The sequence below is a fragment of the Mesorhizobium sp. WSM3860 genome, from assembly GCF_002294995.1.
Taxonomy (GTDB): domain Bacteria; phylum Pseudomonadota; class Alphaproteobacteria; order Rhizobiales; family Rhizobiaceae; genus Mesorhizobium.
In genome coordinates, this window is sequence record NZ_NSGF01000002.1 from 183,974 (window position 1) to 207,558 (window position 23,585).

18 protein-coding genes are annotated in these 23,585 nt (G+C 65.0%); 12 read left to right on the forward strand and 6 right to left on the reverse strand.

What is annotated here, in order from left to right; all coding sequences use genetic code 11:
* Positions 1 to 124: 124 nt before the first annotated feature.
* From CK220_RS04790 to CK220_RS04815, 6 genes are all read left to right on the forward strand, one after another.
* Positions 125 to 1,066, forward strand: coding sequence for an alpha/beta hydrolase (locus CK220_RS04790; protein WP_095810437.1), 942 nt, complete (start codon positions 125 to 127; stop codon positions 1,064 to 1,066).
* A gap of 151 nt (positions 1,067 to 1,217) precedes the next feature.
* Positions 1,218 to 3,485 carry a hypothetical protein gene (locus CK220_RS04795; RefSeq protein WP_176478987.1) on the forward strand — a complete coding sequence of 756 codons (2,268 nt, stop codon included), beginning with the start codon at positions 1,218 to 1,220 and terminating at the stop codon, positions 3,483 to 3,485.
* Positions 3,482 to 7,207 carry a DUF11 domain-containing protein gene (locus CK220_RS04800; RefSeq protein ID WP_095810439.1) on the forward strand — a complete coding sequence of 1,242 codons (3,726 nt, stop codon included), beginning with the start codon at positions 3,482 to 3,484 and terminating at the stop codon, positions 7,205 to 7,207. The genes CK220_RS04795 and CK220_RS04800 overlap by 4 nt, the downstream gene beginning before the upstream one ends.
* Before the next feature lie 199 nt (positions 7,208 to 7,406).
* On the forward strand, positions 7,407 to 8,084 hold the full coding sequence (rpe, locus tag CK220_RS04805; protein ID WP_095810440.1) for a ribulose-phosphate 3-epimerase: 678 nt from the start codon (positions 7,407 to 7,409) through the stop codon (positions 8,082 to 8,084).
* Between the two features lie 257 nt (positions 8,085 to 8,341).
* Positions 8,342 to 9,085, forward strand: a complete 744-nt coding sequence (locus CK220_RS04810; RefSeq protein WP_095810441.1) for a GntR family transcriptional regulator — start codon at positions 8,342 to 8,344, stop codon at positions 9,083 to 9,085.
* Between the two features lie 60 nt (positions 9,086 to 9,145).
* Positions 9,146 to 10,666, forward strand: coding sequence for a malonyl-CoA synthase (locus CK220_RS04815; protein WP_095810442.1), 1,521 nt, complete (start codon positions 9,146 to 9,148; stop codon positions 10,664 to 10,666).
* Positions 10,667 to 10,869: 203 nt separating this feature from the next.
* On the opposite strand, the gene nagA is transcribed toward CK220_RS04815, so the two are convergent.
* The 4 genes from nagA to CK220_RS04835 form a co-directional block, all read right to left on the reverse strand.
* Positions 10,870 to 12,027 (reverse strand): N-acetylglucosamine-6-phosphate deacetylase, encoded by a 1,158-nt coding sequence (gene nagA / locus CK220_RS04820; RefSeq protein WP_095810443.1) that lies wholly within the window; start codon positions 12,025 to 12,027, stop codon positions 10,870 to 10,872.
* A complete protein-coding gene (locus CK220_RS04825; RefSeq protein ID WP_095810444.1) occupies positions 12,024 to 13,055 on the reverse strand; it encodes an SIS domain-containing protein in 1,032 nt (343 codons plus the stop codon). Before CK220_RS04825 ends, nagA begins: the two co-directional genes overlap by 4 nt.
* Positions 13,052 to 13,831 carry a GntR family transcriptional regulator gene (locus tag CK220_RS04830; protein ID WP_095810445.1) on the reverse strand — a complete coding sequence of 260 codons (780 nt, stop codon included), beginning with the start codon at positions 13,829 to 13,831 and terminating at the stop codon, positions 13,052 to 13,054. The genes CK220_RS04825 and CK220_RS04830 overlap by 4 nt, the downstream gene beginning before the upstream one ends.
* Positions 13,832 to 13,921: 90 nt before the next feature.
* The gene (locus CK220_RS04835; RefSeq protein WP_095810446.1) at positions 13,922 to 14,803 is read right to left on the reverse strand and encodes an N-acetylglucosamine kinase; all 882 of its coding nucleotides are present in this window, start codon (positions 14,801 to 14,803) and stop codon (positions 13,922 to 13,924) included.
* A 201-nt stretch (positions 14,804 to 15,004) separates the two neighbouring features.
* Here CK220_RS04835 and CK220_RS04840 point away from each other — a divergent pair, with 201 nt between their 5' ends.
* From CK220_RS04840 to CK220_RS04865, 6 genes are all read left to right on the forward strand, one after another.
* Positions 15,005 to 15,913: an N-acetylmuramic acid 6-phosphate etherase gene (locus CK220_RS04840; protein WP_095810447.1), complete on the forward strand. Its 909-nt coding sequence runs from the start codon at positions 15,005 to 15,007 to the stop codon at positions 15,911 to 15,913.
* Positions 15,914 to 15,965: 52 nt separating this feature from the next.
* Positions 15,966 to 17,225 (forward strand): ABC transporter substrate-binding protein, encoded by a 1,260-nt coding sequence (locus CK220_RS04845; protein ID WP_095810448.1) that lies wholly within the window; start codon positions 15,966 to 15,968, stop codon positions 17,223 to 17,225.
* A 224-nt stretch (positions 17,226 to 17,449) separates the two neighbouring features.
* Positions 17,450 to 18,379 (forward strand): sugar ABC transporter permease, encoded by a 930-nt coding sequence (locus tag CK220_RS04850; RefSeq protein WP_095810449.1) that lies wholly within the window; start codon positions 17,450 to 17,452, stop codon positions 18,377 to 18,379.
* 10 nt (positions 18,380 to 18,389) lie between these two features.
* The gene (locus CK220_RS04855) at positions 18,390 to 19,229 is read left to right on the forward strand and encodes a carbohydrate ABC transporter permease (protein WP_095810450.1); all 840 of its coding nucleotides are present in this window, start codon (positions 18,390 to 18,392) and stop codon (positions 19,227 to 19,229) included.
* A 250-nt stretch (positions 19,230 to 19,479) separates the two neighbouring features.
* A complete protein-coding gene (locus tag CK220_RS04860; RefSeq protein WP_095810451.1) occupies positions 19,480 to 20,541 on the forward strand; it encodes a Gfo/Idh/MocA family oxidoreductase in 1,062 nt (353 codons plus the stop codon).
* Between the two features lie 15 nt (positions 20,542 to 20,556).
* The gene (locus tag CK220_RS04865; RefSeq protein WP_095810452.1) at positions 20,557 to 21,555 is read left to right on the forward strand and encodes an ABC transporter ATP-binding protein; all 999 of its coding nucleotides are present in this window, start codon (positions 20,557 to 20,559) and stop codon (positions 21,553 to 21,555) included.
* 204 nt (positions 21,556 to 21,759) lie between these two features.
* On the opposite strand, the gene CK220_RS04870 is transcribed toward CK220_RS04865, so the two are convergent.
* Together CK220_RS04870 and CK220_RS04875 are read right to left on the reverse strand one after the other, a co-directional pair.
* Positions 21,760 to 22,605, reverse strand: a complete 846-nt coding sequence (locus CK220_RS04870; RefSeq protein ID WP_095810453.1) for a fumarylacetoacetate hydrolase family protein — start codon at positions 22,603 to 22,605, stop codon at positions 21,760 to 21,762.
* Positions 22,606 to 22,843: 238 nt separating this feature from the next.
* Positions 22,844 to 23,575, reverse strand: coding sequence for an SDR family oxidoreductase (locus CK220_RS04875; RefSeq protein WP_095810454.1), 732 nt, complete (start codon positions 23,573 to 23,575; stop codon positions 22,844 to 22,846).
* Positions 23,576 to 23,585 lie beyond the last annotated feature (10 nt).

A 23,585-nucleotide genomic window follows, 5' to 3' on the forward strand; every position in this document is an offset into this window, starting at 1 on the left:
CAATTGCCAGCGCCGCAGGTGGATCGCCGGCGCCCAAGCTGCCAACCTCCCCCGTTGCGGGGGAGATGTCCGGCAGGCCAGAGGGGGGTGGCTGGGCGCATGCGTCGAAGGTCGATCTCATCCCATGACCGACTACCGAAAGTTGATCGACGCCGAGACCTGGGCCTTCATCGAGAAGACCAATTCCTATTATCCGCCCGACACGATCGACTACACAATCGCAGAGCAGCGTGCGATCTACGACCGGATGTGCCGCGAGTTCTTCGCCGGCTATCCGCAAGGCGTGACGGCCGAAACGACCGCCATCGCCACGCCGGCCGACAGCATCCCGATCCGCGTTTACCGCAACACGGCGCCTAACAAGGACGCCATGGTGCTCTATGTTCATGGCGGCGGATTCATCCTCGGCGGGCTGGACAGCCATGACGATGTCTGCGCCGAGCTCTGCGCCCGCACCGGCTACGAGGTGGTCTCGGTCGATTACCGGCTGGCGCCGGAACATCTGCATCCGGCCGCCTTCGACGACGTGTTAAGCGCCTTTGAATGGGCCGCCGGGACTTATGATTGCCCCATCCTGCTTTGCGGCGACAGCGCCGGCGGAAACCTCTGCGCGGCCGTTGCCCATGCAACGCGCGGTCACGTCAAGAAGCCGGCCGGCCAGGTGCTGATCTATCCCAGCCTCGGGGGCGATCGCTCGCGTGGCTCCTATGTGGCGCATGCCGACGCGCCGATGCTGACCGTGCGCGATATCGAATTCTACCTGAACATTCGCACCGGCGGCGTGGACCGGACCGGCGACATCACGCTGTCGCCGCTCGCTGACGCCGATTTCGCTTATCTGCCGCCGACCGTGCTGATCACAGCCCAATGCGACCCGCTGTCCTCAGACGGCGAGGCCTATCGCGACCGCGTCGTCGCGGCCGGCGGGTATGCCTACTGGTTCGAAGAACAGGGGCTGGTGCACAGCTATTTGAGAGCCCGGCACACGGTCGGTCGTGCCCGCGCCAGCTTCACCCGCATCGTCGAGGCGGTCTCCGCGCTCGGCAGGGGCGAGTGGATCTGGTGATTTTGCCAAGCGCGTCGCGTCGAGACGAATCCAAGCGCCGCGCTTCACGGCTTAGCTTTGATGCCTAAACCGCTCACACTTTTCCTGGATTTGCTCTCTAGATCGCATTGAACCTTTCCGCCTCAGCCTGCGACTGACGGCCAGGCGCTGCATGGCGCCGACCGGAAAGGAAGCCCGTATGACCAGAAACCCAGAGACTCGGCGGTCCGCGGGAGCAGCGGGAGTTCGGCGCGATCACCGGCTTCGGGATGGGAACGACGCGCTGGGCTTTCGGCTGATTCCGTTGACCCTGCCAGGCACCCGGCGTATCGTGAACAGGCGGAAAACAGACAATTCTATCAGGGACGAACGAGCCGAAACGCCGCGACTTTCTTTGTTTTGCGCGGCGAAATCGGAGGGTTCTTCCGACGACTTCGGGGGGAGCTCAATGTCTCGCGACCGCGGCTCGTTCGTGGCTTCTCGCGGCGGTGGCTTGCGCCGCCCGATCGTGACAACCAGCCGAATTCTTGCCCTGGCACTGGCCGCCGGCTTTTGCCTCGGCGGCGCGGCAAAGGCCCAGGAAACCCAGATCATCTATCCCGGCTCGATGGCGGTGACCGGCTTCCCCGGCACGATCATCCCGGATTTCGGCTCCCCCGATTCCGAAAAAGGAGGCCTGCCGCCCGGCGTCGATCCGGTCGACGAGACCTTCATCGATACTTCACAGGCCTCGTTGCGCATTTTCAACGTCTCGCAACTCGGTGGCCCAGCTTCCGGCCAGATCGTCTACACGCAGCCGCCCTTCGAGGTGACAGCCGGCCAGATCGGCGAGGTCTTCGGCCTCACCTATGACGACGGCGTGCGCGATGGCGTGCCGTCGGGCATTCCGAACCTCTATGCGGCGGCGACCTCGCTGCACGGCATCGAGATCGTCACGCCGGACGCCGACGAGGACGGGCGGCCTGAGCGACAGCGCCGCGGCGCCGCCGGCGCTGTCTTCATGAACGGCCAGTTCGGCACCGAAAACGGCGGCGGACCGGGCACCATCTGGAAGATCGACGGTATCTCGGGCGCAGTCTCCAAATTCGCCGATATCGACACCAACAGCGGGCCGGGTATCGGCAACCTCGCCTTCGATCCGACCCATCGTGAGTTCTTCGCTTCGGATCTCGATACCGGGCTCATTCACCGCATCGATATCGAGGGCAACCTGATCGACAGCTTCGACCATGGCGTTGCCGGGCGTCCCGCGCATGGGCTGGCCCCAGTCGCCGACGACGGCGCCGTGATGGACATCCACGCCGCCTTCGATTCGGAAGATCCCCGAACCTGGGGTTATACGCAGGATGCGCGGCGCGTCTGGGCTGTCGCCTACCATGGCGGGCGGCTCTATTATTCCGTAGGCGAAAAAGCCGAAATCTGGTCGGTCGGCATTGCAAGCGACGGGAGTTTTGCCGGCGATCCGCGCTGGGAACTGACGGTCAAGGCCGACCAAGATTATGCCGTCACCGACATCGCCTTCGACAATCAGGATTTCATGTATCTCGCCCAGCGCGGTCCGGTCGAGAACCGCTACGATTACAGCCGCTTCGCCGATACCGGCAAAGGCGAGGTGATCCGCTACCAGCGCGAGGATCCGGACGATCCGGCAACGGAATCGGTCTGGGCCGAAGTGCCGCAGGAATATGCGGTCGGCTTCCCGCAGGGCAACCGCCAGTCGGCAGGCGGCGTCGACCTGCAATACCGCTACGATGCCGAGGGCAAGCTCGACACCTCGGTCTGCACCGACACGGTGGTCAACACCGGTGACAAATTGCGCGACAATCCCGAGCTTGCGGAGCGCCTCGCCGCCGGCGGGCCGCTTGCCGTGCATGGCGTGCAGCTCACGCCAAGCAAGCTGGTCAAGCCGGCAAACGTGCCGCCCTTCGGCTCATGGTTCGTCGACTTCGACGGCTATTTCGAAGACCCGGACGTCCAGGGCCATGTCGGCGACGTCAGGGTCTGGCGCCCCTGCGAGGGCCGCGCCGGCTATTATGAGGAAATCCCCGGCGGCTTCCTGCCTCCCGTCTATCCGCCGGACTTCCCGCCGGCCGGCAACCTGCCCCCATGCCTCGATGTCGAGGACGTACAGTATTTCTGCACACCCCGCGGCCTCCAGGCCGACCTTTATCTCCACGACCACGCCGGCTTTGGCAGCGATTCGATCAAAGCTTTGTCCAAGACGCCGGGCGTCGGAGTGACCTCACCCATGTCGCATGCGCCGGGCAAGCCCTACACGATCGGCATCACCGGCCATAATCCGGGCGCCACTGTCAATGTCGGGCTCTGCTTCTACCGGAAGTCCGACCGGGACAAGGGCGGCTACTATCCTTGCTGCAAGGTGATGCTGCCGCTGAGGACGCCGGCCGTCGAGTGCGAAGCGCCGAGGAGGGACAGATGAGCGATCTCGTCCTTTCCCGCCCTGCCCCGCGCAAAACCCTCACGGGCACGATCATGAAACCCCTGTCATACGCCAGGCACGGCGCGCGCTGGCTGATGGCGGCCGGTATCGCGCTCGCCATGATGCCGGCAGTGCCAGCGCTTGCGCAGGACAAGGCTCCGGCCGGCCAGATCGCCAATCCAGAAATCACGGCTGGATCGCGCGGCATCAATCCGGAACTCGGGCGGATCATACCCTTCTTCACCAAGAAGGGTGGCCAGAGAGGCTGCGATAGCGTCGAGTATGTCTTGAGCTTCGGCATCCATGGCGACCCGCAGGACTTCGACCGGCCAAGCGTGGCGGCCCTGCTGAAGGCGACAAGGCTCGACTTCAAGGACCAGCTGCCGCACGGCTTGCAGATCATCAGCGTCGACGTCGTCGGCGACGGCACGAGCGCTTCCGGAGGACCGCTGCCGCCAGCTTCGATCAGCACATCGGCCGGCCCAAACGATACGGCAAGCGTTTCCAATTTCCGGATCAGCGCTTCGAACCTCGACGGCGTCGGCGCTGCGGACGAACGCGTGATCACTTTCCGGGTCACGGCCAAGATAGACCATGCCGCCTTTGCCGCGCCGGCGACGATCGACAATCAGGGCGAGATGAAGGTGGCCTTCAGGGGCGGTCCGGCTACCACCATCCCCTCGCACGATCCGGACAAGCCCGACGACGGCGATTTCCTCACCGGCGTGAAAACCTCGATCACGATCGACCTGAGCAAGTGCAACCCGCCGCCGCCGCCTCCCGGCAAGGAGTGCTTCAAGGTCGACCGCGGCACGGTCGACTGCGTGCCCGGCGGCGGCGCTTTCATCTATCACATGCCGGTCGGCCCGGAGATGGTCGGCAAATGGGTGCAGCTGTCGACGACGACACCCGGCATCACCATCGCCCCCGACACCCAGCAGGTACCTGCCGGCGGCGGCGTGCTGAACTGGAAGATCATCGGCGCCTCGCCGGGCGAGGCCATCCATCTCGTCGTCACCGGCATCGACACCTATGCCGGGCCGAAGGAAGGCTGGGGACTTTGCTGCACGCAGGAGATCGACATCGACATTCCGCGTGATCTCAGGTGCCCGCCTGAAAAGCAGCCCGACCTCAAGGTGGAGAAGTGGGCAGAGGTGCCACGTTGCACGATGTCCGGCGGCTGCGACTTCACCATCACGGTCACCAATGTCGGCGATGCGTCCTATAACGGCAAGATCGTGCTCGACGAGGTGACTTTGCCGGCCGGTTCGGTGCTGTCCTCGGGACCGAACCCGCCCTGGGTCTGCGCGCCCGGGACGACGCCGATGACCTGCACCCATCCGGCAACCACGCTCAACCCCGGCGCCTCAGCCGTCCTCAAGCTCGGCTTCAAGCCGGCCGGCGGCTGGCAGGGCAGCGCGCTGCGCAATTGCGCCGCCTATGACTACCAGGCGAGCGCCAAGCCGCTGTTCGGCAGCCAGCAGAACGACCGCGGCTGCGCCTCGATCCCGGTCTGCCGCCGTGGCGATCGCGATCCGCAGTGCCAGCCTCCGGTCGGCAAGAAGGTCGACCTGATGCTGAAGAAGCGCGCCCGCATGCCGGTCTGCACGCCGGACGGCATCTGCAGCTTCGTGATCGATCTCATCAACAACGGCACCAGCACCTATCACGGGCCGCTGACGGTGATCGACACCTATCTGGGCGGCGCGCCAACGTCCTCGACCTTCGGGCCGAGCCCGCCCTGGACCTGCGGGCCAAACGGCCCCGGCCAGTTCCGCTGCGACAATCCCGGCATCTCGCTGCCGCCGGGCGCCTCGACGCCGATCGTCGTCAAAGCGGTCATGCCGGCAAGCTACCGGCCGGATACGGTCGAGAACTGCGCCGAGGTGAAGGCCATTGCCGGCGAGGTCGACCTCACCAACAACAAAGCCTGCGCGACCGAGCGCATCCGCCATCCGAATGGCGGCCAGCCCGGCCTGCGCATCACCAAGGCGTGCGAGAGCTCGCTGGCTGGTGCGTCTTTCGTATCCTGCCGCATCACCATCACCAATGCCGGCACGGCTGCCCCCACCGGTCCGGTGCGGGTCAACGATGCCGCTACGTTGGTGTCAGGCGGTGCGCCAGTCGCCATCCGGAGCGTGACCCCGGACGGCGCCGAATGGAACTGCGGGCCAGTCCCCGCCAACACGCTATCTTGCCAGATTCCCGGCGCCGTCATGACGCCCGGAACCAGCCGGCACTTCGACGTGACGGTCGGCGGCAATGACGCGTTCGAGAACTGCGCGCGCGGCTCTTTTGGGCCGGCGCCCCGCGACGACATCGTCTATCCGATCGGCCAGGCTTGCGCGAAGGGCGGCGGGGCCTCCACGATCCGCGTCGAGAAGACCGGCGACAGCGAGTGCCAGCCGGGTGCGCCCTGCTCGTTCGAGATTACCGTCACGAATGACGGGCCGAATGCCTTCTCCGGTCCGGTCCGCATCGGCGATGCGGTCGGCATCGACGGTATCGGCAGGCTGGAAGGGGTCAAGATCACCGCGATAGACCCGCCCTTCGGCTGCTCGCCGGAGCCGGCGACGCTGCCGGCGTCCTGCATCGCCAATCTGACGCTGGGCGCCGGCGAAAGCCATACGCATCATGTCACGGTGATCCTTCCCGACGACACGCGCCTTGCCACTCTGCAGGGTACGGTCAGCGGACAGAACTGTGTCGGGGTGCTCTCGCCAAACACACCGGTGCAGGGCGGCGGCGATGTGCTGTCGCGCGGCCCAGCCAACGCGCAAGGCGACCGCGGCAAGGCCTATGCGTGCCACCCCTTCACCATCAAGCGTGAGGTGAAGATCCAGTGTTCGGGCGGCATGGTGCTCAACGCGGCCGGCCGCTGCGCCTGCCCGGAGGGCACCACCTTCCGCAACGGCCAGTGCTCAACCGGCGGCACCAAGCTTCTGCCGCTGCCAGTGCCGCAACGCTGCGTCCTGCTCAAGGGCCAGATCCGGACCGAGGATGGACGCTGCGTCTGCCCGCGCGGCACCGAGCTGGAAAATGGCAGATGCGTGAAGGGCGAGCAGCCGCAGGAGCCGCAGTGCACGCTGCGTCCCGGACAGTACCGCGACCGGGAGGGCAATTGCGTATGCCGGCGCGGCGAGCTGGTGAACGGCGTCTGCCAGGTCGTTCCGCCGAAATGCACCATCCGGGGCGCGGTGCCGACACCGGATGGCTGCGCCTGTCCCAAGGGCACGCATGTCGACCGCGCCGCCAAGGCTTGCGTGCCCGACAGGCAGCAGCCGCCCAGCCAGTGCCGCATTCGCGGCCAGGTGCGCAATGCCGATGGCGATTGCGTCTGCCCGAGGGGCACGCAATTGAAGGGCAAGGCCTGCGCCCCGATCAGGAAGCCGCAAGCATGCTCGATCCGCGGCCAGGTTCTCAACAAACGCGGCGCCTGCGTGTGTCCGCGCGGGACGGAAGTGATCGACGGCGCGTGCCGCAGAGTCGACGCTGAATGCGCGCCGGGCTCGCAGATGATCGACGGCATTTGCCAGCCGATCATCAGGCGGCGCTGCCCGGTCGGAACGACCGGACGGTATCCGGATTGCTTCCCGATCCGCAGGCGGCCAGGCTTGGAGATCGATCCGGACCTGCTGCTCAATCCGAATATCCTGCAGCAGTTGGTGCCAAGAAGCCAACCAAGGCTGCAGCGGAACCCGGCGACCGACAACCTTCAGTAAGGGAGCCCATCACTACCGAGTCGCGAACCCGCTGGAGCAATCCAGCGGGATCTCTCTTTCCCGCATCGCGGTCCGCGTTTTTGCGCGCCCGTCGAGCGAAGCGGAAAACACGCTTCCCCTTGGCCGGACGATGGTCTAGGCAGACCCGCGTGCCAGCGCGCAGCCCAGCGCGCCGATGAGGATGCCGGAGAGGCCTTTCATGAGCAAGAAGACCCTGATCGCACCATCGGTGCTGGCGTCGGATTTTTCGAAGCTCGGCGACGAGGTCGAAGCGGTCGCGGCGGCCGGAGCCGATTGGATCCATCTCGACGTGATGGACGGTCATTTCGTGCCCAACATCACTTTCGGCCCACCGGTGATCAAGGCGATCCGCAACCGGACAAAAACCTTCTTCGACTGCCATCTCATGATCGCGCCGGCCGACCCCTATCTGGCGGCCTTTGCCGAGGCCGGCTGCGACGGCATAACGGTGCATGCCGAGGCCGGCCCGCATCTCGACCGTTCGCTGCAGACCATCAAAGGTCTCGGCAAGAAGGCCGGTGTCTCGCTCAACCCGGCGACGCCGGAAACGGCGATCGAATATGTGCTCGACCGGCTCGACCTCATCCTGATCATGACCGTCAATCCCGGCTTCGGCGGCCAGGCTTTCATCCCGGCAATCGTCGACAAGGTGCGAAGGGTCAAGGCGCTGATCGGCGACCGCCCGATCCGCATCGAGATCGACGGCGGCATCTCGCCGGAAACGGCGCCGCTGGTGACGGCCGCCGGCGCCGACGTGCTGGTGGCCGGCGCGGCCATCTTCAAGGGCGGCACAGTCGAAACCTACCGGGCAAATATCGAGGCGATCCGCTCAGCCGCCGACAAGGCCGCCCGTTAAAGACATCGACAGCTCGTTCCTAGCAAAGCCGCCTCGCTACCTAACGGCTGTTCAGTATACCGAATTATATTAAGCTTCACACTCGTGTCAGCCGTTTTCCGAGTGGATTTACTTTATTCGATAGTTGACCTCGCCTAGTCTAAAGTCGAATATCGCCACCAGGCGCTTTTAGACGGCAGTGCCCGGCTGTAAGATACATATATGGAATTGCTTGGCCGAGGGACCCTGCAAAACAGGGGCCAGCAACAGGAGTCAAATTGCCACACGGAAACGCCGATACGGGCGAAGGCAAGGGTGCGAAGAGCACGCTGGCCAGTTCGGTTTACCATCAACTCCGCGAGGACTTGCTGCGGGGAGCTTTGGAAGCCGAGGGCAAGCTGCGCGTCGAATGGGTCGTTTCCCGGTATGGCGCCGGCGCCTCGCCTGTGCGCGAGGCGCTGAACCGCCTGGCCGCCGAGGGACTGCTCGGCCGCCACGACCAGCGCGGCTTCTTCGTGATGCCGGTTAACGCGGCCGAGCTGGAGGAGCTCACCCGCACGCGGTGCTGGCTGGAAGAACGGGCACTGCGCGAATCCATTGCGCACCGCACGGCGGAATGGGAAGAACAGCTGGTACTCGCCCTGCACCGATTGGCGCGCGCCGAACGCCGCCAGCCCAACGACCCGGCAACCAACAATCCGGAATGGGAGAAGCTGCATCGCGCTTTTCATCGCGCGCTGATCTCCGCGTGCCGCTCGCATTGGCTGATCGGCTTTTGCGACCAGCTTTCCGACCAGGCCTCCCGCTACCGACTGATCTCGCAGCGCGGCCCCGGCTCCGAACGCGACGACCTCGGCGAGCACCGGACGATTGCCGAGCGGACCATGGACGGCGACGCCGACGGCGCGGTCGAGGCCTTGCTCAGTCACTACCGGCTGACGGCGGAGATGTGCATGGCGCAGCTCAGCCCAGGCGACGAGCCGCGGGCCCGCGCCGGCAAGGCCGCGCGCGGCCGCAAATAGCTGCCCATGGCTGACAAATCTGATATTCGCTCTGGCCGAGCTTTCGACGCCAGGGACGACATGACCAATCACCTGTTCGACGCCTTTCGCGCCAGCATGCCGGCGCCTGGCCAAGTGCTGATGGAAACGGATGACGGGCGTTCGATTTCCTATGCCGACATGCTGGCGCGGTCCGCGCAGTTTGCGCACGCGCTGGTCGCCGCTGCTGTGCTGCCCGGCGATCGCGTCGCCGTGCAGGTGGAGAAGACCCCTGAAGCTTTGCTCCTCTATCTCGCCTGTCTGCGCGCCGGCGCCGTCTTCCTGCCGCTCAACACCGCCTATACGCTGCCGGAGCTCGACTATTTCTTCCGCGACGCGGAGCCGCGGCTGGTCGTGTGTGATCCGGAAAAGGTGAAGGATGTGCAACCGCTTGCCGCATCGGCGGGGGCCGCGACGCTGACGCTGGGTCGCGACGGACGAGGCAGGCTTGCGGACCGTGCGGCGCTGCAGCCGGCGGATTTTGCGGATGTGGCGCGCGGCCCCGACGATCTCGCCGCCATCCTTTACACCTCCGGCACGACCGGCCGCTCCAAAGGTGCCATGCTCAGCCACGAGAACCTCGCTTCCAACGCGCGCGTGCTGGTGGATTACTGGCGCTTCAGCGGCGATGATATCCTCATCCACGCGCTGCCGATCTTCCACACGCACGGCCTGTTCGTCGCGACCAACGTCATCCTGATGGCCGGCGCAAAAATGCTGTTCGAGCGGAAGTTCGACCCGGCCCGTGTGATTTCGCTTCTGCCGCGCGCGACCGCGCTGATGGGCGTGCCTACCTTCTATGTGCGGCTCCTGCAGCAGCAGGGCCTGACGAGGGATGCGGCCAGCCGCATGCGGCTGTTCATCTCCGGTTCGGCGCCGCTGCTTAGCGAGACGCACAATGCCTGGCGCGAGCGCACCGGCCACGCCATCCTCGAACGCTACGGCATGACCGAAACCAACATGAACGCCTCCAACCCCTATGCCGGCGAACGGCGCGCGGGCACGGTCGGCTTTCCGCTGCCGGGTGTCGCGCTGCGCATCGCCGACCCCGAAAGCGGCAAGGCGCTAGCCCAGGGGGAGATCGGCATGATCGAGCTGAAGGGCCCGAACGTCTTTGCCGGCTATTGGCGCATGCCCAAGAAGACCAGTGCCGAATTCCGCGACGACGGTTTCTTCATCACCGGCGATCTCGGCCTGATCGACGCCGACGGCTATGTCCACATCGTCGGCCGCGGCAAGGACCTGATCATCTCGGGCGGCTATAACATCTATCCCAAGGAGATCGAGAGCGAGATCGACGCGCTTGCCGGCGTTGCCGAAAGCGCAGTGATCGGCGTTGCGCATCCCGACTTCGGCGAAGGCGTCACGGCCGTGGTGGTGCGCAAGCCGGGCCCGGCAATCAGCGCAGCCGATATCGCCGATGCCATCGCCGGGCGGCTGGCGAAATACAAGCATCCGAAGCAGGTCATCTTCGTCAACGAATTGCCGCGCAACACGATGGGCAAGGTGCAGAAGAACGTTTTGCGCGAGGCCTATAAGGATATCTATGCCAAAGCCGGCTAATAATAGCGCGTCGTCATCCTAGGGCAGAGCAAGGAGCGAAGCGACGCGCGCAGACCCTAGGATCCATGCCGTTACGCTAAGGCGTTGCGGCGGCGGAGAATTCTGCTCCGCCGCGTTCTCCGAGCAAGGTCATGGAATGGATCCTCGGGTCTGCGCTCCGCTTCGCGTCGCTGCGCCCAAGGATGACGAAAATCGCGGATGGCTTACGCCCCAAACACCTTTTCGCCGCCGATCCAGACATCCTTCACATCCAGGCCCTCCGACAGCCCGACAATGTCCGCTGCGGTGCCGTTGGCGAAGCGGCCGAGGCGATGCGCCTGGCCGATCGCTTCGGCGGGATAGAGCGAGGCCATGCGGAGCGCCTCGTCCAGCTCGAGCCCGACCACGCGATGGACGAAGCGCACGGCGGATATCATGTCGAGATCGGCGCCGGCCAGCGTGCCGTCGGCAAGCCTGAGACTCCCGTCCTTGCGGTAGATGGTGCGGCCATTGAGCGTGAAGGATGTCATGTCGGTGCCGATCGTCGCCATGGCGTCGGTGACCAAAAGGATCTTGCCCGGGCCTTTCTTGGCGTTGAGCGCAAGCGTCATCGTGCCCGGATGGACGTGGATGCCGTCGGCGATGATGCCGGCATAGAAGCTGCCGGTGTCGATCGCCGCTCCGGCCAGTCCCGGCTCGCGGTTGCCGATCTGGCTCATGGCGTTGAAGAGATGGGTGACGACGGTGGCGCCGGCCGCGGCGAAGGCCGTCGCCGTGGCATAGCCGGTGTCGGAATGGCCGAGGCTGACGACGATGCCGGCCGCTGCCAACGCCGTGACCCGGGCCGGCTCGACCGATTCCGGCGCGACCGTGGTGAGCAGCACCGGCAGGCCGCGGCGCGCCGCGACCAGCGCAGCCTGGTCGGCATCCGTCATTGCCCGGATAAGAGCCGGATCATGCGCACCCTTGCGCGCGACGGACAGATGCGGGCCTTCGAGATGCAGCCCAAGAAAACCCCGCACCTTCTTCCGGGCGGCCTCGGCGCCGGCGGTAACCGCCGCGGCGGTGATCGCCGGAATATCGGTGATCAGCGTCGGCAAGAGCGCCGTGGTGCCGAAGGGCGCGTGCGCCCGGCAAATGGTCTCGATCGAGGCGACATCGGGATGGTCGTTGAGCATGACGCCGCCGCCGCCATTGACCTGGATATCGACGAAGCCGGGAACCAGCAGGCCGGTGGTCTCGACACGGGACACGCCGGACGGGATGGCGCCAGTGGGCAGGATGGCCTCGACCGTGTCGTCCTTGACGACAAGCGCAGCATCGTCATGCCAGTCGGCGCCGTCGAAGATGCGGGCGCCGGTGAGGGCGAAACGGTCGCTCATACGGTTTCCGTCACCTTGCGCAAATTGCGTGGCGCATCCGGATCGAGGCCGCGATGGCGGGCGAAGGCCTCGACGAAGCCATAGAAGGACACGATCAACGGCAGTGGATCGGTTAGCGGATGGCCGGTTGCGACATGCGGCAGCAGCCTGGCGGCCTTCGCCTCGTCGGAGGTGACGAAAGCGGCCGCGCCTTTGGCCGTCAAGCTGTCGGCGGCCTCGGCCACCGAAGGCTCCGACGCGTCGCGGGCAGCGAGCGCCAGGACCGGGAAGCCCGGCCCGACCAGCGCCAGCGGCCCATGCATGACTTCCGCCGCGCTATAGGCCTCGGCATGCATGACGCAAGTTTCCTTGAACTTCAGCGCTGCCTCGCTGGCGATCGCGAAGGATGGGCCGCGTCCAAGGATGAACAGCGAGCGCGGCGCCTCGAGCGCCGTGGCGAGCGCCATCCAGTCGCAGCCGATCGCCTTCTCGAAATGCTCCGGCAGGCCGGCGAGCGCGGCAAGCAGCGCCTCATCGCCAGTGCTGTGCGCCATCAGCGCCAGGGCGGCGACGGCCGAATTGACGAAGGTCTTGGTGGCCGCGACGCTGCGCTCTGGGCCGGCGAGAATGTCGATGGCGTAATCCGAGGCGCGCGCCAGCGGCGAGTCGGCCGTGTTGGTGATGGCGACGGTAAGCGCGCCGCCGGCTCTCGCCGTTTCGGCCATGGCGACGATGTCGGGACTCTTGCCCGACTGCGAGATCGCCAGGCAAGCCGAGCCGCGCAGCCTCAGCTTCGCGCCATAGATGGAAGCGATCGACGGGCCGACGGAAGCCACCGCGAGGCCGGCCGTCAGTTCCACGGCGTATTTCATGAAGGTGGCGGCATGGTCGGACGAGCCGCGCGCCACGGTGACGACGAAATGCGGATCGCGCTCGCGAAGGCCGCGGCCGGCCGCGGCCAGCACCTTGGCCGAGCCGTCGAGCAGGCGGGCGGTGGCCTGCGGGATCTCCTCGATCTCGCGCCGCATGTGGGTGGCGGTTGCGCTCATGGCCGGCTCTCCTCTCCCGGCCCGGTCAGCCGGAGTTCCGCGACGAAGTCATAGGCGTCGCCCCTGTAGATCGAACGCGTGAATTCGATCACCTTGCCGCTCGCCAGATAGGAAATACGTTCGATGTGCAGGCCGGCAACCCCCGGCGGCACTTCGAGAAGGCGCGCGTCGCCGTCGCCGAGATTGGCGGCCGAGATGCGCTGCACCGCCCGCACCGGGCGGTTGCCGGTCAATTCCAGCGCCGCATAGAGCGAGGAGCCTATCGTCTCTGGGTCGGGCAGTACGCTCGCCGAAATCGCGGCGCGCTCGATCGCCAGCGGCGTGTCGTTGGCGATGCGCAGGCGCGCCACGCGCGCCACCAGCTCGCTCGACGACAGGCCGAGCACCATCATCTCGTCCGGCGAGGGCGCATAGAGGCCGCGATCGAGCCAGGCCGAGCGCACGACCATGCCGCGGCGCGCCATATCCTCGGTGAAGGAGGTGAGCCGCGACAGCGACTGCTCGACACGTTCCATGCGCGGGGCGACAAAGGTGCCGGAGCCATGGCGCTGGACGAGGATGCCGCCCTTCACCAGATCCTGCACCGCCTTGCGCACAGTGACGCGCGAGATGTCGGCCTTGCTGGCGATGTCGCGCTCTGACGGCAGCGCGTCGCCCGGCCCGATCAGGCCGCGATTGACCGCTTCCTCGATGCTTTTCCTCAGCTGCAGGTAAAGCGGCGCGCCGCTTTGCGAGGATTCCTTCAGCATAGCGAAGATCTGGTCGGCGGCGCTCATCGCGGCGCCTCCGGCAGCATGGCGAAGATCCGGCCGGCGGCGCTCATCACGGCGCCTCCGGCAGCATGGCGAAGATCTGGTCGGCGGCGCTCATCGGGCGCCTCCGGATTTGCCCGCGAAGATGCGCGCGGCCATCTGCACCGCGCCGCCGAGCGCGTCGTCGAGCGGGGCCTTCAGCAGCGCCCGATAGCGCGCCGACAGCCGCGGCGCGTAGAGCGGCGCCAGGCCGCCGAGCAGGCATAGCGGAGCATCGTCGGCGAGTTCGAGCGCGCCGAGCGAAGCCTCGACATCGGCAACCGCCTTGTCGAGGATCCAATTGGCGACGAGATCGCCCTTTTCGGCATGCTCGAAGACTTTTGGCGCGAAACCGCCGAAGTCGCCGGGCTTGGCGTTGGTGGTGAACTCGACCACGTCCTCGGGATTGTTGCGGAAGACGGCAAGCATCGCATCCGTCAGCGGCGAGCCGGGGCGGATGCCGTCATAGGCAAGCAGCGTCTGCTCGAGCAGATCGCGGCCGATACGAGCGCCGCTGCCCTGGTCGCCGACCTGGAAGCCCCAGCCGCCGATGGCGCGCGACTTGCCCGCTTTGCGCGCCATATAGGCGGTCCCGGTGCCGAGGATCGCCATGGCGCCGTCGCCGGAGCCGACGGCGCCTTCGAGCGCGATCTCGGCATCGGTCTCGACGCGGCTTTTGCTGAAGGGCAGGATCGCTTCCAGCTGCTGCCTGTAGGTCCCGACATTGGCGCCGGCGAGACCGAGGATGGCAGGCGTCTCAGGGATCAGCTCCGGATCTTCACCGGCGGCCACGAACGCTTGCCTTGCCGCCTCGACGATGTTGGCGCGCGCACCGGTAAGATCGGTGCGGATATTGGCCGCTCCGCTTTTGGCGCGGCCGGCGACAACGCCGTCGACGGTCGCAAGGGCCGCCCTGCAGCTTGTGCCGCCGCCATCGATGCCAAGCACGAATTTCACGCGATTTTCTCCTCGTGGCGAATAATACCAATAAAATACCAATAGCCAAGCGTTAATTTCGGTTCAAAAAAGATTAAGGCGCATTTTATTGAAAAATCACGAAAATTTGCCGGCTCGCCTATTCTCTGCGACGAATTTCGTTAATCCATGTGGACAAGTGGTATTTTTTTGGTATTGTTCCCGTCAGTTGGAGGACAACGGATGGCCGAGACGCGCACGGAAGCGCTGCATCAGAACGCCGCGGGGCTGGATGTCCAGGCCCCGGATGCCATCCTTTCATTCCTCGCCAACGCGCAGATCGAGGCCGCCAAGGCCGTACACGGCGCCATTCCGGCCATTGCCGAGGCCGCCGCGCTTATCGCCAGACAACTGAAGGGTGGAGGCAGGCTCGCCTACGCGGCAGCCGGCAGTTCCGGCCTGATGGCTGTCGCCGATGCGCTGGAGCTTCCCGGCACATTCGGTATCGCGCGTGACCGCATAGCCATCCTGATCGCAGGCGGCGACGAGGCGTTCCACACGCTTGCCGGCGGACCGGAAGACGATACCGAGGAAGCCGCGGCGGCCGTGGCGAATGCCAATATCGGCAAGGGCGACTGCCTGATCGCCATCTCGGCCAGTGGCTCGACGCCCTACGCGGTCCAGGCCATCGGCGACGCGCGGCGCCGGGGCGCGGCGACGATCGCGATCGCCAACAACAAAGGCGCGACGCTGTTCGGCGAGGCCGACGTCGCCATCCTGCTCGAGACGCCGCCGGAGCTGATCGCCGGCTCGACGCGCATGGGCGCGGGAACAGCACAGAAGATCGCGCTCAACATGCTGTCGACGCTTGCCGCCGTCCATCTCGGCCATGTGCATGACGGCTACATGGTCAATCTCACCGCCGACAACGTCAAGCTGCGCGACCGCGCGGTGCGCATGGTGGCCGCCATCAGCGGACGCAGCCGCGAAGACGCGGCGCGTCTGCTCGAAGAGAGCGGCGGCGGCGTCAAGACTGCCATTCTGCTCGCCGCGGGTGCTGCCAACGCCGAAGCGGCCGAGAAGATACTGGAAAAAACCGGCCAGAAGCTCAGGCCGGCGCTTTCCGCGATCGAGGGGAGCAAGGGGCGCTAGCCGCTGTTCTCATCAGAACCGAACCTGAAAAAGGTCAACAGGGAGACTGAAGATGAAGACCAAACTACTGACGGCCCTTTTGCTCGGCACAAGCATCCTCGGCACCACCGGGATGGCGCTGGCCGAGGACGTAACGCTCAACATCGAGAGCTGGCGCGGCGACGACCTGACCATCTGGAAGGACAAGCTGATCCCAGCCTTCGAGGCCAAGAACCCCGGCATCAAGGTGGTGTTCGCGCCGTCGGCGCCGACCGAGTATGACGCAGCCCTCGGCGCCAAGCTCACCGCCGGCTCGGCGGGCGACCTGATCACCTGCCGCCCGTTCGACAAGTCGCTGGTGCTCTACCAGAAGGGCAACCTCGCCGATCTATCGGCGCTGCCGGGCATGGAGAATTTCTCCCCCGTGGCAAAGTCAGCCTGGCAAACCGATGACGGCAAGGCGACGTTCTGCGTGCCCATGGCCTCGGTCATCCACGGCTTCATCTATAACAAGGACGCCTTCGACAAGCTCGGCATCAAGGTGCCGATCACCAATGAAGAGTTCTACGCCGCGCTCGACAAGATCAAGGCCGACGGCACCTACATCCCGATGGCGATGGGCACCAAGGATCTCTGGGAAGCCGCGACCATGGGCTACCAGAACATCGGCCCGAACTACTGGAAGGGCGAGGAAGGCCGCCAGGCGCTGATCAAAGGCGAGCAGAAGCTGACCGATCCGCAGTGGGTCGAGCCCTACAAGGAACTGGCCAAGTGGAAGCCCTATCTCGGCGACGGCTTCGAGGCGCAGACCTATCCTGACAGCCAGAACCTGTTCACGCTCGGCCGCGCCGCCATCTATCCGGCCGGCTCGTGGGAAATCGCGCTGTTCAACACCCAGGCGCAGTTCAAGATGGGCGCCTTCCCGCCGCCGGTGCAGAAGGCCGGCGACACCTGCTACATCTCCGACCACACCGATATCGGCATGGGCCTGAATGCGGCGTCGAAGCATCCGGAAGAAGCCAAGAAGTTCCTCTCCTGGGTCGCCTCGCCGGACTTCGCCACCATCTACGCCAACGCGCTGCCGGGCTTCTTCAGCCTGAACAACACGCCGGTGAAGATGGAAGACCCGCTGGCGCAGGAATTCGTCTCCTGGCGCGGAAAGTGCAAGTCGACGATTCGCTCGACCTACCAGATCTTGGGACGCGGCACGCCGAACCTCGAGAACGAGACCTGGGTTGAATCGGCCAACGTTATCAACGGCACCGACACGCCGGAAGTCGCCGCCAAGAAGCTCCAGGACGGCCTCGACAGCTGGTACAAGCCGGCGAAGTAAGAGCTCAGGCAACGGACCGGCCGGGCACATGCCCGGCCGGCATTCGAACCGTTCTAGATAGCGATTGTCGGCGCCGCCTCTCGGTCTTACCCTCATCCTGCGGGGAAGACGAAGCCGCACTGTCGCTGGCCTTTGTCCTCCCCCTGATGGGGGCAATCAGGCCGCGCATCGAGGCATCAGCTAAGCATCATAGAGTGGAACGAGAGACGGCGGGGACCGAACTCATGGCCGCACAAACACGACCGAAAAGACCGATCCGCTGGCATATCGCCGTTTTCCTGGCGCCGGCCGTTCTCGTCTACACGGCGATCATGATCCTGCCGCTCGCCGGCACCCTGCAGCTCTCGCTGTTTCGCAACATCAACCAGTCCCAGGTCTTCGTCGGGATGGACAACTTCCGCACGCTGTTCGGCGACCCCAACTGGTCCGCAGGCTTCTGGAATGCGCTCCGGAACAACGTCTGGTTCTTCATCATCCACATGCTGGTGCAGAATCCGATTGGCGTCCTACTGGCGGCACTGCTCTCCAGCCCGAGGCTGAGGTTCGCCGCCTTCTACCGCACGGCGATCTTCGTGCCGACCATCCTGTCCTTCGTCATCGTGGGCTTCGCCTGGAAGCTGATCCTGTCGCCGCTGTGGGGCGTGTCGCCGCATCTTCTCGACCTTGTCGGCCTGAAGAGCCTGTTCACGCCATGGCTCGGCAAGGAACAATACGCGCTGACGGCGCTCAGCCTCGTCTCGGTCTGGCAGTTCATCGGCATCCCGATGATGCTGATCTATGCGGCACTGCTGTCGATCCCCGATGAGGTGATCGAGGCAGCCGAATGCGACGGCGTCACCGGCATGGCGCAGTTCTGGAAGATCAAGCTGCCGTTGATCCTGCCGTCGATCGGCATCATCTCGATCCTGACCTTCGTCGGTAATTTCAACGCCTTCGACCTGATCTACACCGCGCAAGGCGCGCTCGCCGGCCCGAATTATTCGACCGACATTCTCGGCACCTTCCTTTACCGCGCCTTCTTCGGCTTCCAGCTGCAAATCGGCGATCCCAACATGGGCGCGGCAATCGCCACGATGATGTTCCTGATCATCCTCGCGGGTGTCTGCGTCTACCTGTTCCTCATCCAGACGCGCTTGCGTCGCTACCAGTTCTGAGGGGAGCGCCATGAGCACAGCCACCCGTTCGCTTCCCCGCACCATCGGCGCCCATGCCGTGCTTTTGACCTACACGGTGATCGCGCTGTTCCCGGTGATCCTGGTGGTGATGAATTCGTTCAAGTCCCGCGCGGGCATCTTCGGCGCGCCGCTGACGCCGCCGACACCGAAAACGTTCGACCTGATCGGCTACACCACCGTGTTCGGCCAGGGCGACTTTCTGCATTATTTCCAGAACAGCCTCGTCGTCACCGTCGCCTCGCTGTTCTTCGTGCTTCTGTTCGGCGCCATGGCGGGCTTCGCGCTGTCGGAATACCGCTTCCGCGGCAACACGATGATGGGGCTCTATCTCGCGCTCGGCATCATGATCCCGATCCGCCTCGGCACCGTCGCCATCCTGCAACTGATGGTGGCGAGCGGACTGGTCAACACGCTGACGGCGCTGATCCTGGTCTACACGGCGCAGGGCCTGCCACTCGCCATCTTCATCCTGTCGGAATTCATGAAGCAGGTGTCCGACGACCTGAAGAACGCGGGCAGGATCGACGGGCTGTCGGAATACACGATCTTCTTCCGGCTGGTGCTGCCGCTGGTACGCCCGTCGATGGCGACGGTCGCGGTCTTCACCATGATCCCGATCTGGAACGACCTGTGGTTCCCGCTGATCCTGGCGCCGTCTGAAGAGACCAAGACGGTGACGCTCGGCGCGCAGCTCTTCCTCGGCCAGTTCGTCACCAACTGGAACGCGATCCTGGCGGCGCTCTCGCTGGCGATCCTGCCGGTGTTGGTCCTCTACGTCATCTTCTCGCGGCAACTGATCCGCGGCATCACGTCAGGAGCCGTCAAGTGAGCTTGGGCCGCCAATTGTTCGTCGGGCAGCCCTTCACCCCACCCGGCGCTGCGCGCCGATCTCCCCATCGAGGGGAGGTAGAAGGTAAGCGCTTCATTCTCGATCGCCTGGGGTCTCAGGTCAAAGCAGCTTCTTCGGCGGTGAAGGTCTTCGCGCCAACGCCCTACCTCCCCTTGATGGGGAGGTCGGCGCGAAGCGCCGGGTGGGGTGACACCCTCTCAAGAAGAAACGGATTGGTTGGAGTAACCAGGTGAGTTCAGATAAACCCCTTCGCGTTGTCGTTGCCGGCCTCGGCAATATGGGGCGCAGCCATGCGCTCGCCTATCACACCAATCCGGGCTTCGAGATCGCCGCGCTCGTCAACCGTTCCGACGTGCCGCTGCCGGATGGGCTCGCGGGCCACCGCATCAGGCGCTCCTTCGAGGAGGTGCTGCGCGAGGAGAAACCGGACGTCGCCGCCATCGCTACCTATTCCGACAGCCACGCCGACTATGCGGTGCGGGCGTTCGAGGCCGGCTGCCACGTCTTCGTCGAGAAGCCGCTGGCGACCACGGTGGCGGACGCACGGCGCGTCGTCGATGCCGCCAAGGCCAACGGCAGGAAGCTGGTGATCGGCTATATCCTGCGCCACCATCCGTCCTGGATCCGGCTGATAACCGAAGCGCGCAAGCTCGGCGGTCCCTACGTTTTCCGCATGAACCTCAACCAGCAGTCCTCCGGCCACACCTGGGAAACGCACAAGCAGCTGATGCAGACCACCTCGCCGATCGTCGATTGCGGCGTGCATTATCTCGACGTGATGCTGCAGATCATCGATGCCAGACCGGTCGAGGTGCGCGGCATGGGGGTGCGGCTCAGCGATGAAGTGGCACCCTCGATGTATAATTACGGCCACCTGCAGGTGCTGTTCGAAGACGGCTCGGTCGGCTGGTACGAGGCCGGCTGGGGCCCGATGATTTCGGAGACCGCCTTCTTCGTGAAGGACGTGATGTCGCCCAAGGGCTGCGTGTCGATCGTCATGAAGGAGGGTGTGAAGTCCGACGACATCGATACCCATACCAAGACGTCGACGATCCGCCTGCACAGCGCCGCGACCGGAGCGGACGGCAAGTTCGCCAAAGAGGACGAGCTGCTGTCGATGGAAGGCGAGCCGGGGCACCAGGAACTCTGCGACCTCGAACAAGCCTTCCTGCTCAAGGCAATCCGCGAGGACATCGACCTGACCCGCCACATGGAGGACGCGGTGAAGTCGCTCGCCGTCTGCCTCGCCGCCGACCAGAGCGTGCGCACGGGCGCGCCAATCAAACTCTAGAACAAGGACGAAGCCGTGGGCTCGCTCAACATCGAGAACGTGAAGAAGGCATTCGGGCCGGTCGAGGTGCTGAAGGGCATCGACCTCGAGGTCAATGACGGCGAATTCGTCGTCTTCGTCGGCCCGTCCGGCTGCGGGAAGTCGACGCTGCTGCGCGTGATCGCAGGGTTAGAGGACTCGACCTCCGGCCGCGTGCTGATCGACGGCGATGACGTGTCGGTCACGCCACCAGCAAAACGCGGCATCGCCATGGTGTTCCAGACCTATGCGCTCTATCCGCATCTGACGGTGAAGAACAACATGGGGCTTGGCCTGAAACAGGCCGGCACGCCTTCGGCTGAGATCGAGCGCCGCATCAAGATCGCTTCCGCCATGCTGTCGCTCGAGCCCTATCTCGAGCGGCGGCCGGCAGAGCTGTCGGGCGGGCAGCGCCAACGCGTCGCGATCGGCCGCGCGGTGGTGCGCGAGCCGAAGTTGTTTCTCTTCGACGAGCCGCTGTCTAATCTCGACGCCGCTCTGCGCGTCAACACCAGGCTGGAGATCGCGCAGCTGCACCGGCGGCTAAAGGCAACGATGATCTACGTCACCCACGACCAGGTCGAAGCGATGACGCTGGCCGACAAGATCGTCGTGCTCAATGCCGGCCGCATCGAGCAGATCGGCAGCCCGATGCAGCTCTACAATTCGCCGGCCAACGACTTCGTCGCCGGCTTCATCGGCTCGCCGAAGATGAACTTCATCGACGGCGCCAAGCTTGGCGAGACGGCGAAGACCATCGGCGTGCGGCCGGAGCATCTCACCGTCGACGCCAAATCTGGCGCCTGGAAAGGCACGGTGGTGCATGCCGAGCATCTCGGCGCCGACACCAACCTCTATCTCGACTGCGAGAAGGCCGGGCTGCTCACCGTGCGCATCTTCGGCGTCTACAATGCCGACCCGGGCGCGACGCTCTATGCAACGCCGGATCCGGCGAAGACGTACCGGTTCGGGGCAGATGGAAGGGTGGTGAAGTAGTACCGGCTTCGCCTTCTCCCCCTGTGGGAGAACGTGGATCGGCGCGCAGCGCCGAGACGGATGAGGGGTGCTGGAAGAAACGAGGCGCGAAAAGATCAGGTGATCTCAAGCGCTTAAGTCTGGAAAGCCGGGATCCTTCCAACACCCCTCATCCGGCCGCTTCGCGGCCACCTTCTCCCACAGGGGGAGAAGGGAGGCGGCGCCTTACTCGTCCGCCTTGAACGTCTGCTTCTGCTGGCCCATGCCTTCGATGCCGAGCTCGACGACGTCGCCCGCTTTGAGGAACACCGGCGGCTTCATGCCCAGCCCAACGCCGGGCGGCGTGCCGGTGGAGATGATGTCGCCGGGATGCAGCGACATGAACTGGCTGAGATAGGAGACCAGATATTTGACGCCATAGACCATGGTCTTGGTCGAGCCGTTCTGCATGGTCTTGCCGTTGACGGTCAGCCACATTTTCAGGTTCTGCGGATCCGCGATCTCGTCCTTGGTCACCAGCCACGGGCCGATCGGTCCAAAAGTGTCGCAGGACTTGCCCTTGGTCCACTGGCCCTGGCGCTCGGCCTGGAAGGCGCGCTCGGACACGTCGTGCGCGACGCAATAGCCGGCAACATAATCCAGCGCGTCGTCCTCGCTGACATACTTCGCCGTCTTGCCGATGACGACGCCGAGCTCAACTTCCCAGTCGGTCTTGACCGAGCCGCGCGGGATGAGCACGTCGTCATCCGGCCCGACGATGGCCGAACTCGCCTTCATGAAGATGATCGGCTCCGGCGGCACTGTGGCGCCGGTCTCGGCTGCGTGGTCGGAATAGTTGAGGCCAATGCAGATGAATTTTCCGGTGCCGGCGACGCAGGCGCCCATGCGTGGGCTACCGGGAACCGCTGGCAGCGATTTCGGATCGAGCTTCGAAAGCATGTCCAGCGAAGCCGGGTGGAGCGCCGTGCCGGCGATGTCGGCGACATAGGCCGAAAGGTCGCGGATCGTGCCATCCTGATCGAGCAGACCGGGACGCTCGCTCCCCACCTCGCCATAGCGCAGCAACTTCATCTTTTCTCTCCACCTTGCGGCCAAAGACCGGTTTGCAAAACTTTCCGCCGCGACCTCATGCGAAAATCGGGCGGACCGTACCCATCAGCCTGATACCCCGCAAGCGCAGACTCCGCGCAGGCGGTCGGCAGGCTGGATTTTTCAGACTTTTCGATGCTTCCGATGAACGCGTAGGCCCGATCCGATCTTCCTGTTCGCCCACCGTTATTGCGAACTGCCACTATTTTCGAAACGGGAGTCAGATCGACCAGCCGCCATCAATATTGTAGGCCTGCCCCGAAGTGTAGGTGGCGCCCGCCAGATAGACGGCGAGATCGGCGATTTCTTCCGGCGTGCCCAGCCTTCCCATCGGCTGGCGGGCGATGAAGGCCGCGCGGGCCGCTTCGTAGTCCCCTTGGGCATGCATGCGGTCCTGCAGCGACGGGCTTTCGACCGTGCCCGGACAGATGGCGTTGCAGCGGATGCCCTTGGCCACATAGTCGGCGGCGACCGCCTTGGTGAGGCCGACGACCGCCGCCTTGGTCAGGCCGTAGACGAAGCGGTTCGGCACGCCCTTCTGCGAACTCGCCAGCGATGCCATGTTGATGATCGAGCCGTCGCCGCGCTCCAGCATGCCGGGCAGCACCGCACGAATGGTGCGGATCATCGAGCGGACGTTGAGGTCGATCGCGAATTCGAGATCGGCATCGGTCATTTCGAGAATGGAGCCCGAATGGACGAAGCCGGCGCAATTGAACAGGACGTCGACCGGGCCGATCTCGGCAAAGGCCGATGCCACGGCGGCGTCACTGAGAACGTCGAGCTTGCGGGTTTTTATGCCGGCGGTGTCATCGAGCGCGGCCAAAAGCTGCTCGTTGATGTCGGTGGCGTGCACGGTGGCGCCCGCATTGGCAAAGGCCAGCGCGCTCGCGCGCCCGATGCCTTGCGCCGCCGCGGTGACCACGACGACTTTGCCTGCCAAATCCGCCATGCTTCCCTCC

Excerpts from the sequence above, each read along its gene's own strand:
- nagA (WP_095810443.1), bottom strand. The coding sequence starts at position 12,027 with ATGAGCGACCGTTTCGCCCTCACCGGCGCCCGCATCTTCGACGGCGCC.
- CK220_RS04825 (WP_095810444.1), bottom strand. The coding sequence starts at position 13,055 with ATGAGCGCAACCGCCACCCACATGCGGCGCGAGATCGAGGAGATCCCG.
- rpe (WP_095810440.1), top strand. The coding sequence starts at position 7,407 with ATGAGCAAGAAGACCCTGATCGCACCATCGGTGCTGGCGTCGGATTTT.
- CK220_RS04790 (WP_095810437.1), top strand. The coding sequence starts at position 125 with ATGACCGACTACCGAAAGTTGATCGACGCCGAGACCTGGGCCTTCATC.
- CK220_RS04840 (WP_095810447.1), top strand. The coding sequence starts at position 15,005 with ATGGCCGAGACGCGCACGGAAGCGCTGCATCAGAACGCCGCGGGGCTG.
- CK220_RS04795 (WP_176478987.1), top strand. The coding sequence starts at position 1,218 with ATGGCGCCGACCGGAAAGGAAGCCCGTATGACCAGAAACCCAGAGACT.
- CK220_RS04850 (WP_095810449.1), top strand. The coding sequence starts at position 17,450 with ATGGCCGCACAAACACGACCGAAAAGACCGATCCGCTGGCATATCGCC.
- CK220_RS04800 (WP_095810439.1), top strand. The coding sequence starts at position 3,482 with ATGAGCGATCTCGTCCTTTCCCGCCCTGCCCCGCGCAAAACCCTCACG.
- CK220_RS04830 (WP_095810445.1), bottom strand. The coding sequence starts at position 13,831 with ATGAGCGCCGCCGACCAGATCTTCGCTATGCTGAAGGAATCCTCGCAA.
- CK220_RS04845 (WP_095810448.1), top strand. The coding sequence starts at position 15,966 with ATGAAGACCAAACTACTGACGGCCCTTTTGCTCGGCACAAGCATCCTC.
- CK220_RS04855 (WP_095810450.1), top strand. The coding sequence starts at position 18,390 with ATGAGCACAGCCACCCGTTCGCTTCCCCGCACCATCGGCGCCCATGCC.
- CK220_RS04870 (WP_095810453.1), bottom strand. The coding sequence starts at position 22,605 with ATGAAGTTGCTGCGCTATGGCGAGGTGGGGAGCGAGCGTCCCGGTCTG.
- CK220_RS04875 (WP_095810454.1), bottom strand. The coding sequence starts at position 23,575 with ATGGCGGATTTGGCAGGCAAAGTCGTCGTGGTCACCGCGGCGGCGCAA.
- CK220_RS04815 (WP_095810442.1), top strand. The coding sequence starts at position 9,146 with ATGACCAATCACCTGTTCGACGCCTTTCGCGCCAGCATGCCGGCGCCT.